The sequence below is a fragment of the Enterobacillus tribolii genome (genome assembly GCF_003363015.1).
Lineage (GTDB): Bacteria > Pseudomonadota > Gammaproteobacteria > Enterobacterales > Enterobacteriaceae > Enterobacillus > Enterobacillus tribolii.
On the sequence record NZ_QRAP01000011.1, the window covers coordinates 1 to 15,695 of the forward strand.

The window sequence follows — 15,695 nt, forward strand, 5'->3', positions numbered from 1 at the left end:
CCTGACCCCATGCCGAACTCAGAAGTGAAACGCCGTAGCGCCGATGGTAGTGTGGGGCTTCCCCATGTGAGAGTAGGGAACTGCCAGGCTTTTATCAGTGAGAACCCCGGTCGGAAGGCCGGGGTTTTTGCGTTTAGGTATTTGAAAAACGCTTCAAAAAAGAAGGAGATAAATTATCTCCTATCGCGTTTTCAGCCATTGATGAATAAACGCCGCGATGGTTTCAGGCTGATTGATATCTAACTGAGGAATATTACTTTCCTGCTTAGTCTCGCTGGCAAGCGCGATAACGTTTTCATCAATAACACCAGCAAACGGCTTCCCAACGCTCTGGCGGTATAACGCAATCTTGGGAATGGCATCATGCTTAAACCCTTCGACCAGAATTAAATCACAGCGTGCCGGGTCGATCCTTGATGCCAAAAACTGCAGATCCAGTGGCTCCTGTTCCGGTGTTTCGGTCATCAACGCCCAGCGTTTATCGCTGGCGACCAGCGTCTGTTCCGCTCCGGCTTTACGTAGCTCGTAGCTGTCTTTGCCCGGCGTATCTACATCCATATCATGATGAGTATGCTTAATCAGGGCGATACGAACTCCCATGGCATTAAGTAACGGAATCAAACGTTTCAGCAGCGTGGTTTTCCCGGTCCCGCTGTATGCGGCAATTCCCAATAACGGTGGTTTTTTCACGATTTATTCCGTAGCTGTTGTTCTACCCGCAGACAATCCTCCGGGGTGTTGAAATTGATGAAGCACTCAGGACGGGGATAGGTTACCCGCTTAGCCCCTTCACCTTCCAGAAATAACATCAGCTTACGTTCACCTTGTTCAAGATAATGGCGTAAATTCGCTGCAAGAGAGCGATGTAACAAGGCTATTGTAGGATGACTGCGCTCTCCGTCATCAATATACGCGGCCAGAGCGTTATCTCTCCCCTGCCACAGACGTTCGACGATGTCGGCGGGAACGAAAGGAACGTCGCAAGGCACGAAGGCAACCCATTCATTCTGCATAGATTCCAGGCCGCTCAACATCCCGGCCAGCGGGCCGAAGAATCCGGGCAGCGTATCGCTGAATACATGGATGCCGGACTCGCTGTAAAGCGCCTGATTGCGATTGGCGCTTATGGCGATGTTATGAACCTGCGGAGCGAGTACGTCGAGCACATAGCGATACAGCGGCCGTCCGTTTAGCTGTATCAGCCCCTTATCTGCCCCTCCCATGCGCGTCGCCTGCCCACCGGCCAGGATCACGCCGTCAATCTTCTTCATGGTTGAAACCTTTCGTTTTTCTTCATCATCTATTAAGTAGCGCTTACTTTTATGTATGCACAGTGTAATAGTTTGTAAAAAGTAAGCGTTACACCAACAGACACTATCTTTGGTAGATTATGCCTGCTAATTTTACAGCCCAGCAGGCATCCAGGGAGAAAATGAGAATGAAATGCCATCGTCTTAATGAACTGATTGAATTGATTCACCCAGCCTGGCAGCAGGAACCTGATTTGAACCTGGTTCAGTTTGTCCAAAAACTGGCTGATGAGGCCGGCTATAAAGGAGAACTCGCCGATCTGACGGATGATATTTTAATCTATCACCTGAAGATGCGTAATGCCGAAAAAACGGAAGCAATCCCGGGATTGAAGAAAGACTATGAGGAAGACTTCAAAACCGCATTGCTGCGTGCCCGCGGCGTTATCAAAGACTGAATATTATGAATAGCAGCCCGGCTTTTAACTTTCATACGCTCACCCCCGACACTATTCTTGATGCCATTGAAAGTACCGGTATCCGTGTAGACTCCGGCCTTACCGAACTGAACAGTTTTGAAAACCGGGTTTTTCAGCTAATGGATGAAGAGCGTCGCCGCTATGTGGTGAAGTTCTACCGGCCGGAGCGCTGGAGCGAACAGCAAATACGGGAAGAGCACCAGTTTGCTGCTGAACTGGCGGCGGACGAGGTTCCGGTCGTGGCTCCGTTGGTGCTGCAGGAAAACACGCTGCACCATTTTGCCGGCTATGCCTTTGCGTTGTTTCCCAGCATGGGCGGGCGCCAGTATGAAGTGGACAATGAAGATCAGCTTGAGTGGGTCGGGCGTTTTCTGGGGCGTATCCATCAGGTAGGGCAGCGGCGGTGTTTTGAGCAGCGACCAACTCTCGGGCTTCAGGAGTATGTCTGTCAGCCGCGTATCACGCTTGATGAGACGGCGTTGATCCCGTCGGGGCTTAAAGCCGGCTTCCTGGCTGCGCTGGACGGGCTGATTAACGAAATAGGCGTATTTTGGCAGACGGACTGGCCGGCGTTGCGTTTACATGGTGATTGCCATCCGGGGAATATCCTGTGGCGTGACGGCCCGTTGTTTGTTGACCTGGATGATGCGCGTAATGGCCCGGCGGTGCAGGATCTTTGGATGCTATTGCACGGAGAGCGCCGCGATCAATTGGTGCAACTGGATATTCTTTTAGAGGCTTACGGTGAGTTTGCTGATTTCGATCAACAGCAACTACGCTTGATCGAACCTTTACGCGCAATGCGCATGATTCATTACCTTGCGTGGGTCGTCCGCCGCTGGCAGGACCCCGCGTTTCCTAAAAGCTTTCCCTGGATGACGGACGAAGGTTTCTGGCTGAAGCAAATCGCCGCGTTTCGGGAGCAGGTTAAGCTGTTACAGGCTCCGCCGTTGCAGCTAATGCCGATGTATTAAATTTATGATGATGGAGAAGTTTGGATTATGAAAAAAATTTGGTTGGCGTTAGTGGGTATCGCAATGGCTTTCAGTGCCTCCGCAGCCCAGTTTTCCGAAGGAAAACAGTATGTAAAACTAGACAAAGCTGTAGTGGGCGAACCGCAGGTACTGGAGTTCTTCTCCTTTTACTGCCCGCACTGCTACCAGTTTGAAGAGACTTTCCACATTTCCGACGCGGTGAAAAAAGCGTTGCCGGAAGGCGTGAAAATGACCAAATATCACGTGGAGTTTCTTGGGCCGTTGGGTAAACAAATGACCCAGGCATGGGCTGTAGCCATTGCGCTGGGCGTTGAAGATAAAATCACCGTTCCGTTGTTTGAAGGCGTACAGAAAACGCAAACCATCCGTACTCCGGATGATATCCGTGATGTGTTTGTCAAAAACGCCGGTATCAGCGGTGAAGAGTACGATGCGGCGCTGAACAGCTTTGTCGTGAAGTCTCTGGTCGTTCAGCAGGAGAAAGCGGCTGAGGAGCTGCAACTGCGCGGTGTTCCGGCTATTTTCGTCAATGGTAAATACATGGTGAAAAACGACGGACTGGATACAGAATCTATCGACAACTACGTGGCTGAATTTTCCAACGTAGTGAAATACCTGCTGACGCTGAAGTAATTGGCAAAAGCAGCATAAAAAAACCGGGATTTCCCGGTTTTTTTATGTATCACTGTACTGAATATTGCTTTCTTAATTTATCAATCAGCCGATCTTTTTCCAGCCAAAGGTTGTTCAGCCACAGCTGGAACTGCCGCTTAAACGACTTGTCGTTAAAATAGTCGCCATGCATACCGGCCGTTACGGGCAACGTTTCAATTCTTACTACGATATGTTTCATTCTGCCAAGTAATAAATCGCGGAAAGGATGGCGCTCATTCTCCGGATAAACCAGCGTAACGTTCAGTACCCGGTCAAATTGTTCTCCCAGCGTGCTTAACGTAAAAGCGATGCCGGCGGCTTTCGGCGGTAAAAGATTACGGTAGGGCGAGTTGCTCTTGATAATTTTTGCATCCGTGCTGCGGGAGCCTTCGACAAAATTTACGATCGTCGTCGGGTGCTGACGGAATTTCTCGCAGGAGCGGCGCGTGGTTTCAATATCCTTACCGCGCAGTTCCGGATGTTTGAGTAAATAGCTGCGGGAATAGCGCTTCATGAACGGCATGTCCAGCGCCCAACAGGCAAGCCCGACAAAAGGCACCCAGGCCAGCTGCTGTTTAAGGAAGTATTTATTCATCGGAATGTGGTTACGGAACAAAACGCACAGAACGACAATGTCGGTCCAACTTTTGTGATTGCTGATCAACAAATACCAATTCTTTTTGCTGAGCCCGCCCAGCCCATCCACATCCCATTTCATGTCGATATTGAACTTCATCAGCTGGGATAATCCCTGACACCAGCACCACATTACCTTGTCGGCAAATGAAGAGATATAACGCCACACCTTCGGAATGGGCAGCAGGATTTTTATTATGCCGGCCAGGATGATGGGGATGGAGCACAGGATCGTGACAATTACCGCCAGTACGGAGGTCAGCAAAAAAATGAGAGGTGTCAAAATCCTGGTAATCAATGCCGGCATCAGTTGTTTTCGTGTTTTTTCGTCATTAGAGAGAGGGGGCGATTTTAACAGAAGAGGAAATATTGGACAGCATTTCCCCTGACATCGGACCTATTAAGTTGTGACGGAGTAATTCGGCCCTTTCGTTGTTGATAAAAAATACACTGAAACGAATTTTGCCGACATTAAAGCGTGCGTAAGTAAACTATTATCCACATAAGCATAGGGTGTTCAACTTATCGTCACCTGGATCAATTTTAATTTAATCTTTTAAAAAAAAAGAAATTTTTAAATAGGAAAGCGCGTAGATATAGAAAGTTGCCATTTGATTGCAGTTTTGTGCACAAAGTTATCCACAGCTTATGAAGATCGTGTGGATCTATGGAAAAACAATCACAAATTCCCTGTGAAAGTTCGTCTCTTGCCACAAGGTGTGGCATCCTTAACGGCAAGGACAACACTCATGACAAAGACAGATTATGGCCCAGATTGCTGAAAATCCTTTGATCCTCGTTGATGGATCGTCGTACCTCTACCGTGCATACCATGCGTTTCCTCCCCTGACCAACAAAGCGGGAGAGCCTACCGGCGCGATGTACGGCGTGATGAACATGCTGCGCAGCCTGATGCTCCAGTATCACCCCAGCCATATTGCCGTGGTGTTTGACGCCAAGGGAAAAACCTTTCGTGATGAGCTGTTTGCAGAATACAAATCCCACCGTCCCCCGATGCCGGACGATCTGCGTATGCAGATCGAGCCGTTGCACAAGATGGTGGAAGCGGCAGGGTTTCCCATGCTGGTCATCAGCGGGGTTGAGGCGGATGATGTCATCGGCACGCTGGCTAAATCGGCGGCGGCAGCCGGGCGCCACGTGCTGATCAGTACCGGCGATAAAGATATGGCGCAGTTGGTTACGCCGGATATCACGCTGATCAACACCATGAATAACACCATCCTCGGGCCGGATGAAGTTTGTGAAAAGTATGGCGTACCGCCGTCGTTGATTATCGATTTCCTGGCCCTGATGGGTGACTCGTCCGACAACATCCCGGGCGTGCCCGGCGTTGGCGAGAAAACGGCTCAGGCGTTGCTTCAGGGTATCGGCAGCATCGAACAAATCTATGCCGATCTGAGTAAGGTGGCGGAGCTCAGTTTTCGTGGCGCGAAAACTATGGGCGCCAAGCTGGAGCAGAACCGGGAAATGGCCGAGCTTTCCTATAAGCTGGCGACGATCAAAACGGACGTTGAGCTGAACGTCGCCTGTGACGATCTGGCGCTGCGTAAAGCGGATACGGAAGTGCTGGTTGATCTGTTTACCCGCTACGAATTTAAACGCTGGCTGGCGGACGCAGAAGGGGGTTCCTGGCTGGGCGGCAACGGTAAGAGCGCAGCGCCCGCGGCAGGCAGCGCGAAGGCGCCCGCCGTTGAACCAAACGGCGTCGAAGCCGTGCTGTCTCAGGACGATTATCAAACGATTCTGGATGAGAAAGCGCTGGACAGCCTGATTGCCGAGCTGAAATCCGCGCCGCTGTTTGCTTTCGATACGGAAACCGATTCACTGGATACGCTGACGGCAAACCTGGTGGGGCTTTCTTTTGCCACCGCGCCGGGGAAAGCGGCCTATATTCCTGTTGGGCATGACTACCTGGATGCGCCGGATCAATTGTCCCGCGATGAGGTGCTGGCAAAACTCAAGCCGTTGCTGGAAGATGACGCGCTGCTGAAAGTCGGGCAGAACCTGAAATACGATAAGGGCATCATGGCGAATTACGGCATTACCCTGCGCGGTATTGCTTTTGACACCATGCTGGAATCCTATGTGCTGGACAGCGTGGCAGGCCGCCATGATATGGACAGCCTGGCCGAACGCCATCTGAACCATAAGACCATCTCGTTCGAAGATATCGCCGGCAAAGGTAAAGGTCAGCTGACCTTCAACCAAATCGCGCTGGAGCAGGCGGGGCCGTATGCCTCGGAAGATGCGGATGTCACTCTGCAACTGCATCAGGCGTTGTGGCCGAAGCTGGAAGCTGAGCCGGGGCTGAAAAAGGTCTTCACTGAAATTGAAATGCCGCTGGTGCCGGTTTTGTCGCGTATGGAGCGTATCGGGGTACTGATCGACAGCACGATTTTGGGCAAACACTCGCAAGAGCTGGCGGTACGTCTGGATGAGCTGGAAAAGCAGGCGCACGAGGTGGCCGGCGAGCCGTTCAACCTTTCCTCTCCCAAGCAGTTGCAGGCCATTCTGTTTGAAAAACAGAAGCTGCCGGTGCTGAAGAAAACGCCGGGCGGCGCGCCATCGACCAATGAAGAAGTGTTGGTGGAGTTGGCCGAGCAGGACTATGAATTACCGAAGGTGATTCTGGAATACCGCGGGTTGGCTAAGCTGAAAACCACTTACACTGATAAGCTGCCGCAGATGATTAATCCGGCGACCGGCCGGGTGCATACCTCTTACCATCAGGCGGTTACCGCAACCGGGCGTCTGTCGTCCAGCGATCCCAACCTGCAGAATATCCCGGTGCGTAATGATGAAGGGCGGCGTATCCGTCAGGCGTTTATCGCGCCGCAGGGGTTTCGCATTGTTGCTGCCGACTACTCCCAGATTGAATTGCGCATTATGGCGCACCTTTCCGGCGACAAAGGCTTGCTGGACGCTTTCGCCGCCGGTAAAGACATTCACCGGGCGACGGCGGCGGAGGTTTTCGGATTACCGCTGGAAAGCGTTACCGGTGAACAGCGCCGCAGCGCCAAAGCCATTAACTTCGGCCTGATCTATGGCATGAGCGCTTTCGGCCTTGCCCGTCAGCTCGGTATTGCCCGTGGCGAGGCGCAGCGTTATATGGATCTCTACTTTGAGCGCTATCCCGGCGTGCTGGCCTATATGGAAAGAACCCGCCAGCAGGCCACGGAGCAGGGCTATGTTTCAACGCTGGACGGTCGCCGCCTCTACCTGCCGGAAATTCATTCACGCAACGCCATGCGCCGTAAAGGCGCTGAACGCGCGGCAATCAATGCGCCGATGCAGGGAACGGCAGCGGATATCATCAAACGGGCAATGATTGCCGTTGATGCCTGGCTGCTGGATCAACAGCATGACGACATTCGCATGATTATGCAGGTTCATGATGAATTGGTGTTTGAGATTCATGAATCCAGGGTTGATGAGGCTATTGAAAAGATCCGCGTTCTGATGGAACAGAGCATGAGTTTGGCGGTTCCACTGAAAGTGGATGTCGGGGTCGGAGAAAACTGGGATCAGGCTCACTGATTAGTGGCGTAAGGGCTTGATTATGTAATTTAGCTACATAAAATAGCGCCATTCACGCCGTTGGTGCTGTTTTAATGTGCAGTATTTTGTAAGTAAAGTACAAAAAAGGTTTTACCTGCCGTAAAAATGTTGTACAGTTACTTCTGTAGGGTACAGAGGTAAGATGTTCTATCTTTCAGACCTTTTACTTCACGTAATCGGATTTGGCTGAATATTAGCCGCCCCAGTCTTTTATGACTGGGGCGTTTTTTTTGTATAAACAAAAAATTGAAACAAGACTTCTGATGGCGGATTTTTCCTGATAAATGAAAAGATCATGCCGGATGGCGTGCGGTGCGGCGGAATGACGCACCGGTAAGAAAAGAAGTATTCTGAAATCGGGTAACGTTATAGAACGCTATTCGCCCTGAGCGTCTTCCCCGGCTTCCGGCTCCGGTTCAAGCTCGCTGAACCAGTAGTCCAGCTTATTGCGCAGTTTATCCACGCCTGTCTTCTTCAGTGATGAAAAGTATTCCACCTGTATGTCGCCCATAAAAGGCAGTACGGCTTCGCGCACCATATTGAGCTGGGATTTGCGTGCGCCGGATGCCAGCTTATCGGCCTTGGTCAGCAGAATCAGCACCGGCAGGCTTACGTCCACGGCCCACTGAATCATCTGTTGGTCCAATTCCTTCAGCGGATGGCGGATATCCATCAGCACCACCAGTCCTTTCAGGCAGTTACGTTTTTGCAGATATTCACCCAGCGCCTGCTGCCATTTGCGCTTCATCTCTTCCGGTACTTCCGCGTAACCGTAGCCGGGGAGATCGACCAAACGAACGCCTTCGGCCACTTCAAACAGGTTAATCAGCTGGGTACGGCCCGGCGTTTTACTGGTGCGGGCCAGGCTCTTCTGGTTGGTCAGCGTATTGAGGGCGCTGGATTTTCCGGCGTTTGAGCGCCCGGCGAAAGCGACTTCAATGCCGCTGTCGGAAGGAAGGTGGCGGATGTCGGGCGCGCTGGTGACGAAATGGGTCACATGATAGTTATACGTTTTAGTCGTCAAAATTTTCGTCTCCAATCACAACGGGATTTCTGCCGGGGATTATAACCGGGCTGAAAGAAAAAGAAGCATAAATACGACGCGATTTATCCTGGGTAAAATCCGTAATCCCGGAGCGTGTATCCGTGTAAGACATTTGCTATGTATTGCTTTGGATATTTCGCTTTAATTTGTAGGGTTTATTATTTTAATTCATTTATATCAATGAATTAAAAAAACAGGTCAAATAGAAAACGTTTTTTGCCGCCTAAAGACCCTTGTTAAAAAAGGGCTTATCGCTAAAGTAGACCACACAGCAAGGGAAACGCTTGGGAAGACAGTGTCAGGATGGCATAGCTCAGGGAAAGTGCAGGATCGCACTAATGAGCACAGGAATCAAGCCAGGGAACAGGCTGTGACATACGGATAATGTCACCAGGGAATATACACTCAGGATAGAGTGGTTTCACCGGAGCCGGTGAGTGAAATAGGGAAAGGCTCAGCCTCAGGAAGAGGACGCAGGAAGCAAAACAGCAAAGGGAAAAACCGGGATGTTGCGTGCATTCATGGATGGAATGTAAAGAATATCCTTCTTAGTAAGGTGTAAAATTAAGGCGACAGCGTTGACTGTCGCCTTTTTTCTTTGTCTGCTTTCTGTTAGATTCCGCCGCAATTCTATGCTGAATCATCCCTGTTAAGCGTTAAGAGCACACATACTATGACACCAACACACAAAGTGCCGAAGTCCAGAGGACCGGCGTCCGGCAAAAAGAAGAAAACCCGTCAGGAGCTGAATCTGGAAGGGCGCGATCGCAAGCGGCTGAAAAAGCACCGCGGCAATAAAGCGGGTTCCCGCAATAACGCAGACGACGCGGCGGATAATGCCGGCGGTCGCCGTGCTGCCCGCGATCCGCGTTTGGGCAGTAAAGTTCCTGTTCCGCTGATTGCCGATGCGCCGCGCACCGTGCAGCCGAAAGCGCCGGTTGAAAAGGCCAGACGCCTGACGCCGGAAGAAGAGCTGGCCCGCCTGGAGAACGATCCGCGCCTGGATGCCCTGCTGGAGCGCCTGGAAAACGAGGAAACGCTGAACCAGGAAGAGCAGAAATACGTGGATGACATGCTGGATCGCATCGATGCGCTGATGGAAGAGTTGGGCATTGAGCTGGATGATGATGAAGAAGACGAAGAGAAGGAAGAAGACATCATGCAACTGCTCAGACGTGGTAACCCGAAAGACGTATTTTAACGCGTGACCTGGACGATCCCGCTGATAGCCCTGCTGCTGACGTGTTATATGGTGTGGTTATTAGGTAAACTGTGGCGGTTGTCGCAGCGCAAAACGCGCTGGCGCAATGCCGCCCTGAAACACCGTCAGCCGCACTCCGGCTTCCGGTCAGGGAGGCGAACCAATCGGAAGGAGTGATGCATGTCGGAACAGGCAATTGTCTGGGATTTGGCCCTGATTCAAAAATATAACTATTCCGGGCCGCGTTATACCTCGTACCCCACCGCGCTGGAGTTCAGCGAGGATTTTGATGAGGCCGCGTTCGCACGGGCGGTAGCCCGTTACCCTGAACGTCCGCTGTCATTGTATGTACACATCCCGTTCTGCCATAAACTCTGCTATTTCTGCGGCTGCAATAAAATCGTTACCCGCCAGACGCATAAAGCGGATGAATATCTCGATCGGCTGGAGCTGGAAATCAAACAACGCGCGTCGTTGTTTTCCGGGCGCAAAGTAACCCAGCTGCACTGGGGCGGCGGCACGCCAACGTACCTGAGCAAAGCCCAGATTTCGCGCCTTATGACGCTGCTGCGCGGGCATTTTGACTTCCAGCCGGATGCTGAACTGTCTATTGAGATCGACCCGCGTGAAATCGAGCTGGACGTACTGGACCACCTGCGTGCGGAAGGCTTCAACCGCCTGAGCATGGGGGTGCAGGACTTCAACAAAGACGTTCAGGTGCTGGTAAACCGCGAGCAGGATGAACAGTTCATTTTTGATCTGATCCACCGGGCGAAGGCTGTCGGTTTCCGTTCAACCAACATTGACCTGATTTACGGACTGCCGAAACAAACGCCGGAGAGCTTCGGTTATACCCTGCAACGGGTGATTGAGCTTAATCCGGATCGCCTCAGCGTTTTCAACTATGCACATCTGCCCCAGCTGTTTGCCGCCCAGCGCAAAATCAAGGATGCGGATCTGCCTTCGGCCGATGACAAACTGACGATACTGCAACAGACCATCGCCACGCTGACCGGCGGTGGCTACCAGTTTATCGGCATGGACCATTTCGCCCACGCCGACGATGAACTGGCCGTGGCCCAGCGCGAAGGAAAACTGCACCGTAACTTCCAGGGCTACACCACGCAGGGCGACAGCGACCTGCTGGGGCTGGGCGTATCGGCGATCAGCATGATCGGCGACAGCTATGCGCAAAACCGTAAGGTGCTCAAAGAGTACTACGCCGATGTTATCGATCACGGTCACGCCCTGTGGAAAGGCCTGAGCCTGACGAACGATGACTGCCTGCGTCGTGACGTGATTAAAGGGCTGATTTGCAATTTCCGTCTGGATTACGCCCCGATCGAGCGGGATTATCACATCAGCTTTGCCGATTATTTTGCCGAAGATCTGGAGCTGCTTGCGCCGCTGGCGCGGGACGGGCTGGTGGAAGTGAGCGACAGCGGCATTCAGGTAACGCCGCGCGGGCGCTTGCTGATTCGCAATATCTGCATGTGTTTTGACGTTTATCTGCGTAATCAGGCGCGGAAGAAGCAGTTCTCCCGCGTGATCTGATAAGGCGGCCATACCCGTTTGGGTATGGCCGCTATTCCTCATTCAGCGCAACAGATGCCCGTTGACGCTGTTTTCCCGCACCTCGCCCGTCAGGGCGGTGATCAGGTTATCCACCGCACAGGCCGCCATGTTGTAGCGCGTTTCATGCGTTGCCGACCCGATATGCGGCAACGCGACCACGTTCGGTAACTTCAGCAGTTCTGAATCTGCCGGCAGAGGTTCCACCTCGAACACATCCAGACCGGCGGCGCGGATGGTGCCGTTTTTCAGTGCCTCAATCAACGCGGCCTGATCGACGATTTTCCCTCTGGCGCCGTTAATCAAGATAGCTTCCGGCCGCATCTGTGCCAGACGCTGCGCGTTAATCAGCCGGTAGGTTTGATCGGTGAGCGGCAGCGTGATGCAAACGAAATCCGCCTGCTCCAGCAGCGGCTCCAGCTCGCAGCGCTGGGCGGCATAGGCCTGCTCCACGCGCGGGTTGGGCATATCGTTCCAGTACAACACTTTCATGCCGAATCCGGCGTGTGCGCGACGGGCCACGGCGGCGCCGATACGGCCCATGCCCAGAATGCCGATGGTTTTATCGTGCACGTCAACGCCGTAGCTCTCGCTGCCGATGCTGCGCTGCCACTTACCGGCCTTGACCATTTCCGCCATTTCCAGCGCGCGGCGCGCGGTCATCATAATCAGGGTGAAGACCGTATCGGCCGTGGTTTCCGTCAATACCGTCGGCGTGTGCATCAGCACGATGCGCCGCTGGGTCAAATCGCTTACGTCGAACTGATCGTAACCGACGGAAATCGTGGATATCGCCCTGAGATGCGGGGCGTGATCCAGCAGATCCGCTCGCACCGGTACGCTGGCGCCAATCATTCCGGCCGCATCACTCAGGGCGTGGATCACCTGCTCGCGGTTTTCTGCTTTGATGCCGTCAAAAAAACGCACCTCAAAATGTTGTTCCAACCGTTGCTGCAAATCGGGCGGAATTTTTTTGTATAACACAACAGACTGTTTCATGACTTATTTCCCCTGGGGCTGTAAATCAGAGCCAGCCGGGGTGGCGCTCTGTGACTGTGTCGGTTTCACGATAATGGTCAGCCATACGGAGGCCAGTAAGGCAACGGCCATGAACACGTAGGAGGCAGACGGTGAACCCGTTGCGCCGTTCAGGTATCCCACGAACCAGGAGCCGCAGAATGAACCCAGCGCGCCCATGCTGTTGATCAGCGCCATCGCGCCGCCGGAGACGTTGCGCGGCAACATTTCAGGAATGATGGCGAAGAACGGGCCATACGGTGCATACATTGCCGCGCCAGCGACGACCAGCAGGGCATAAGACAACCAGAAGTTTTCTGAACCGACCAGGAAGGAACCGATGAAAGCCAATGCGCCAATCAACAACAGCGGCCAGACAAACAGCTTACGGTTCTGCATTTTATCGGACGCCCAGGAAACCACGATCATCGCGATGGTTGCCGCCAGGTACGGTACGGCTGACAGCCAACCGGCCTTGACCATTCCCATGTTGGTGCCGTGACGCAGAATCGAAGGCAGCCACAGAACAAAGCCGTAAACGCCGATACTCCAGGTAAAATATTGTGCGCACAGGATGATGACGTTGCGGGAACGGAACGCTTCACCGTAGTTACGTACCGCCTTGATGCCTTCCTGCTCTTTCTGCAGCTGAGCCTGCAACGCGCCTTTTTCCGCGTCGGAAAGCCATTTCACCTCTTCAGGCTTATCTTTGACCAGAATCCACCAGCAGAAGGCCCAAATAACCGCCGGGAAACCTTCGATGATGAACATTTCACGCCAGCCGTAAGCCTGAATCAGGTAGCCGGAGACCACCGACATCCACAGCACGGTGACCGGGTTCCCCAGGATCAGAAAGGTGTTGGCGCGCGAACGTTCGGCTTTGGTGAACCAGTTACTGATATAAATCAGCATGGCCGGCATAACCGCCGCTTCCACCACGCCAAGCGCGAAACGGATGGTGGCCAGGGCGGGAATATTGCTGACAATCCCCGTCAGGGTGGCGCACATCCCCCACAGAATCAGGCTCCAGAATACCAGTTTGCGCACGCTGCGGCGCTCGGCGTAGATAGCGCCGGGGATCTGGAAGAAGAAATAACCGAGAAAGAACAGGGCTCCCAGCAGGGAGGCCATGCCTTTGGTGATACCGAGGTCATCGTTCAGGCCGGCCGCAGAGGCGAAGCCGAAGTTAGCGCGGTCGAGGTAGGCCAGACTGTAGGTGATGAAGATCACCGGCATCAGGTACCACCAACGTTTTGGGGCAAGACTCGTTGTATTCATGGCTGTCATCCTTCAGAACGTATCGCGGCGTTTTGCCATGATACGCGGTTTTACGGTGTCGTCCGGTGGCTGTAGGGCCAGAGAAAGACGTATCTGTGTTGTTATCCGTCGCGTTTTGTTATTCGCCCAGCTGCTGCCGGGTCGGTAATCCTTCGCTGTCGCCGATGGCCTGTACCGCCAGCGCACCGATTTTATTGCCGCGCATAACGGCATCCGCCAGGGGTTTACCCTCCAGCAGGGCGCTGATGACGCCCACGGCGAAGCCGTCGCCGGCGCCGACCGTATCCACCACGTGCGCGACGTGTACCGCAGAAACGTGCTGCTGGTGGCCATCCGCGGTCTTGAACCAGGCGCCGTCGGCGCCAAGCTTAATGATGACGGCGCGCACCCCTTGCTCCAGATAGAAGTCGGCGATGGCTTCCGGGGTATCGCGGCCTGTCAGGATCTGGCCTTCTTTCAGGCCGGGCAACACCCAGTCAGCCTGGAATGCCAGCTCGTTGAGTTTTTCGCACATCACCTGCTGGCTGGGCCATAACACCGGGCGCAGGTTGGGATCGAAGGAAATGGTTTTGCCCATTGCCCGCATTTCTGCGGCGGCATGGTTGCTCAGCGCCAGCGATTCCGGCGACAGCGCGGCGGCTACGCCGCTCAGGTGCAGGTGGCGCGCGCCGGCAAAGTAGGCGCGGTCGAAATCGGCGACGGACAGGTGGCTGGCGGCCGATCCCTTACGGAAATATTCCACTTTGGGATCGGTTCCATTTTCGGCTTTGGATTTCAGCTGAAAGCCGGTTGGAAACGCGTCATCAACGGTCACGCCGCGGCTGTCGATGCCTTCTTTCTTCAGGGTTTCCAGCGTAAAGCGGCCAAACGAATCGTTACCGATGCGGCTGACCCAACCAACGTTCAACCCCAGGCGCGACAGGCCGATGGAGACGTTCAGCTCCGCGCCGGCGATGCGTTTGGTGAAGTGGTTCACCTCAGCCAGATCGCCGGTTTCCTGTGCCACGAACATCGCCATGGCTTCACCGCAGGTAATAACGTCCAGAGGATATGCAGATGTATTCATAATCAGTGTGCTCGCAGTAAGTTTACGTAATGGCGGGTTACCGCAGTCAGGTCGTCGCCCTGCAGGGGGAACTCGATACCGCGCATCACGTTGCCCGGCAGCATTTCAAGCAGGGGCTTCCAGCTGCCGTCGCTGTTATCCAGTTCAACGGCGCACCAGCCTTTGTCGTTGCGGCAGGCGGCTTTTACATGAATATAGCCGACGGTATCTCCTAAGGTTTGTGCGGCCTGGACGGCGTCCTGACCTACCCAGTGCCAGTTAGCCATGTCGAACGTCATCCGGATCGGACAATGACAGTCATTGACCGCCGCGAAGAAGGCATTCAGCGGCGAGAGGATGCCGCAGTCAGGCGTTTGGTCGTTCTCGACCACCAGTTGTACCGGGCTTTGCGCCAGCCGGGCGCTGAGGCCGGTAAAGTTAAAGCCGGGACGGTAGTGCCCGAGGGAGAATTTGATTACCCGGGCCTTCAACTGCGCGGCTTCTTCCAGACGGGCGGCAAGATGGGCGTTGAGATTGCCGGCTTCGTCAAACAACCCTTCCGGAACGGAGTACACGGCAAACAGATTCAACGCTTCTATTTGCCGGGCCAACGCCGGCAGCGCTGCCAGATCCTGTTCATCCATCAGCTCACGGCGGATTTCAACGCCGTCCGCGCCGGAAGCGGCAATCACCGGCAGTAGCGCGGCCTGTCCTCCCAGTCTTTTTACGGTATCCCACCCGTAGGCGGCAGTTACAACAACGATTTCCTGATGCATTTTTTTCTCCCTGGTGATTAAAAGATCACCTGATTGCTTAGGAATAAAGTATTTGGAACCGGTTCCATAAAAAAGCGATAAATGGTGGATTTATGATCTGCATCACGGGATGCAAGAGAGAGGAAACAAAAGTGTGAACTGTGGCAATAATTGCTGAAAAAGGAAGGA

15 protein-coding genes and 1 rRNA gene are annotated in these 15,695 nt (G+C 53.5%); 8 read left to right on the top strand and 8 right to left on the bottom strand.

The window, feature by feature from the left end; translation table 11 throughout:
• Positions 1-89: ribosomal RNA gene (rrf, locus tag C8D90_RS18610) — 5S ribosomal RNA — on the top strand; the annotation flags it as partial.
• 91 nt (positions 90-180) lie between these two features.
• Here rrf and mobB read toward each other — a convergent pair.
• Complete coding sequence (mobB, locus tag C8D90_RS18615; protein ID WP_115459974.1) at positions 181-690, bottom strand: molybdopterin-guanine dinucleotide biosynthesis protein MobB; 510 nt, start codon at positions 688-690, stop codon at positions 181-183.
• Positions 687-1,271 (bottom strand): molybdenum cofactor guanylyltransferase MobA, encoded by a 585-nt coding sequence (gene mobA / locus C8D90_RS18620; protein ID WP_115459975.1) that lies wholly within the window; start codon positions 1,269-1,271, stop codon positions 687-689. The genes mobB and mobA overlap by 4 nt, the downstream gene beginning before the upstream one ends.
• Positions 1,272-1,438: 167 nt before the next feature.
• Between mobA and C8D90_RS18625 the strand changes: the two genes are divergently transcribed.
• Genes C8D90_RS18625 through dsbA form a run of 3 tightly spaced genes read left to right on the top strand, consistent with a single transcriptional unit; the run spans position 1,439 to position 3,357 of the window.
• Entirely contained in the window at positions 1,439-1,708 is a 270-nt protein-coding gene (locus C8D90_RS18625; protein WP_115459976.1) for a YihD family protein, read from the top strand.
• Positions 1,709-1,713: 5 nt separating this feature from the next.
• Entirely contained in the window at positions 1,714-2,703 is a 990-nt protein-coding gene (locus C8D90_RS18630) for a serine/threonine protein kinase (RefSeq protein ID WP_115459977.1), read from the top strand.
• 27 nt (positions 2,704-2,730) lie between these two features.
• Entirely contained in the window at positions 2,731-3,357 is a 627-nt protein-coding gene (gene dsbA, locus C8D90_RS18635; protein ID WP_115459978.1) for a thiol:disulfide interchange protein DsbA, read from the top strand.
• 49 nt (positions 3,358-3,406) lie between these two features.
• Here dsbA and C8D90_RS18640 read toward each other — a convergent pair whose 3' ends face one another.
• Complete coding sequence (locus tag C8D90_RS18640; RefSeq protein ID WP_115460070.1) at positions 3,407-4,309, bottom strand: acyltransferase; 903 nt, start codon at positions 4,307-4,309, stop codon at positions 3,407-3,409.
• Between the two features lie 470 nt (positions 4,310-4,779).
• Here C8D90_RS18640 and polA point away from each other — a divergent pair, with 470 nt between their 5' ends.
• Positions 4,780-7,572: a DNA polymerase I gene (gene polA / locus C8D90_RS18645; protein ID WP_115459979.1), complete on the top strand. Its 2,793-nt coding sequence runs from the start codon at positions 4,780-4,782 to the stop codon at positions 7,570-7,572.
• A 163-nt stretch (positions 7,573-7,735) separates the two neighbouring features.
• A complete protein-coding gene (locus C8D90_RS22575) occupies positions 7,736-7,783 on the top strand; it encodes a spot 42 RNA, inhibition of DNA synthesis (RefSeq protein WP_071892919.1) in 48 nt (15 codons plus the stop codon).
• Between the two features lie 186 nt (positions 7,784-7,969).
• Here C8D90_RS22575 and yihA read toward each other — a convergent pair whose 3' ends face one another.
• A complete protein-coding gene (yihA, locus tag C8D90_RS18650; RefSeq protein WP_115460071.1) occupies positions 7,970-8,617 on the bottom strand; it encodes a ribosome biogenesis GTP-binding protein YihA/YsxC in 648 nt (215 codons plus the stop codon).
• A 694-nt stretch (positions 8,618-9,311) separates the two neighbouring features.
• Here yihA and yihI point away from each other — a divergent pair.
• Entirely contained in the window at positions 9,312-9,839 is a 528-nt protein-coding gene (gene yihI, locus C8D90_RS18655) for a Der GTPase-activating protein YihI (RefSeq protein ID WP_115459980.1), read from the top strand.
• A 180-nt stretch (positions 9,840-10,019) separates the two neighbouring features.
• Positions 10,020-11,393 (top strand): oxygen-independent coproporphyrinogen III oxidase, encoded by a 1,374-nt coding sequence (hemN, locus tag C8D90_RS18665; RefSeq protein ID WP_115459981.1) that lies wholly within the window; start codon positions 10,020-10,022, stop codon positions 11,391-11,393.
• A gap of 42 nt (positions 11,394-11,435) precedes the next feature.
• Here the strand turns inward: hemN and C8D90_RS18670 are convergent, their stop codons facing one another.
• From C8D90_RS18670 to C8D90_RS18685, 4 genes are all read right to left on the bottom strand, one after another.
• Complete coding sequence (locus C8D90_RS18670) at positions 11,436-12,410, bottom strand: NAD(P)-dependent oxidoreductase (RefSeq protein WP_115459982.1); 975 nt, start codon at positions 12,408-12,410, stop codon at positions 11,436-11,438.
• Between the two features lie 3 nt (positions 12,411-12,413).
• Positions 12,414-13,706: an MFS transporter gene (locus C8D90_RS18675; protein ID WP_115459983.1), complete on the bottom strand. Its 1,293-nt coding sequence runs from the start codon at positions 13,704-13,706 to the stop codon at positions 12,414-12,416.
• 118 nt (positions 13,707-13,824) lie between these two features.
• Positions 13,825-14,772 carry a sugar kinase gene (locus tag C8D90_RS18680; protein WP_115459984.1) on the bottom strand — a complete coding sequence of 316 codons (948 nt, stop codon included), beginning with the start codon at positions 14,770-14,772 and terminating at the stop codon, positions 13,825-13,827.
• A 2-nt stretch (positions 14,773-14,774) separates the two neighbouring features.
• Positions 14,775-15,527, bottom strand: coding sequence for a sugar phosphate isomerase/epimerase family protein (locus C8D90_RS18685; protein WP_115459985.1), 753 nt, complete (start codon positions 15,525-15,527; stop codon positions 14,775-14,777).
• Between the last annotated feature and the right edge of the window lie 168 nt (positions 15,528-15,695).

What these genes read in the sequence shown, in the direction of transcription:
- mobA (WP_115459975.1), bottom strand. Translation starts at nt 1,271, where the DNA reads ATGAAGAAGATTGACGGCGTGATCCTGGCCGGTGGGCAGGCGACGCGC.
- C8D90_RS18625 (WP_115459976.1), top strand. Translation starts at nt 1,439, where the DNA reads ATGAAATGCCATCGTCTTAATGAACTGATTGAATTGATTCACCCAGCC.
- C8D90_RS18630 (WP_115459977.1), top strand. Translation starts at nt 1,714, where the DNA reads ATGAATAGCAGCCCGGCTTTTAACTTTCATACGCTCACCCCCGACACT.
- dsbA (WP_115459978.1), top strand. Translation starts at nt 2,731, where the DNA reads ATGAAAAAAATTTGGTTGGCGTTAGTGGGTATCGCAATGGCTTTCAGT.
- polA (WP_115459979.1), top strand. Translation starts at nt 4,780, where the DNA reads ATGGCCCAGATTGCTGAAAATCCTTTGATCCTCGTTGATGGATCGTCG.
- yihI (WP_115459980.1), top strand. Translation starts at nt 9,312, where the DNA reads ATGACACCAACACACAAAGTGCCGAAGTCCAGAGGACCGGCGTCCGGC.
- hemN (WP_115459981.1), top strand. Translation starts at nt 10,020, where the DNA reads ATGTCGGAACAGGCAATTGTCTGGGATTTGGCCCTGATTCAAAAATAT.
- C8D90_RS18670 (WP_115459982.1), bottom strand. Translation starts at nt 12,410, where the DNA reads ATGAAACAGTCTGTTGTGTTATACAAAAAAATTCCGCCCGATTTGCAG.
- C8D90_RS18675 (WP_115459983.1), bottom strand. Translation starts at nt 13,706, where the DNA reads ATGAATACAACGAGTCTTGCCCCAAAACGTTGGTGGTACCTGATGCCG.
- C8D90_RS18680 (WP_115459984.1), bottom strand. Translation starts at nt 14,772, where the DNA reads ATGAATACATCTGCATATCCTCTGGACGTTATTACCTGCGGTGAAGCC.
- C8D90_RS18685 (WP_115459985.1), bottom strand. Translation starts at nt 15,527, where the DNA reads ATGCATCAGGAAATCGTTGTTGTAACTGCCGCCTACGGGTGGGATACC.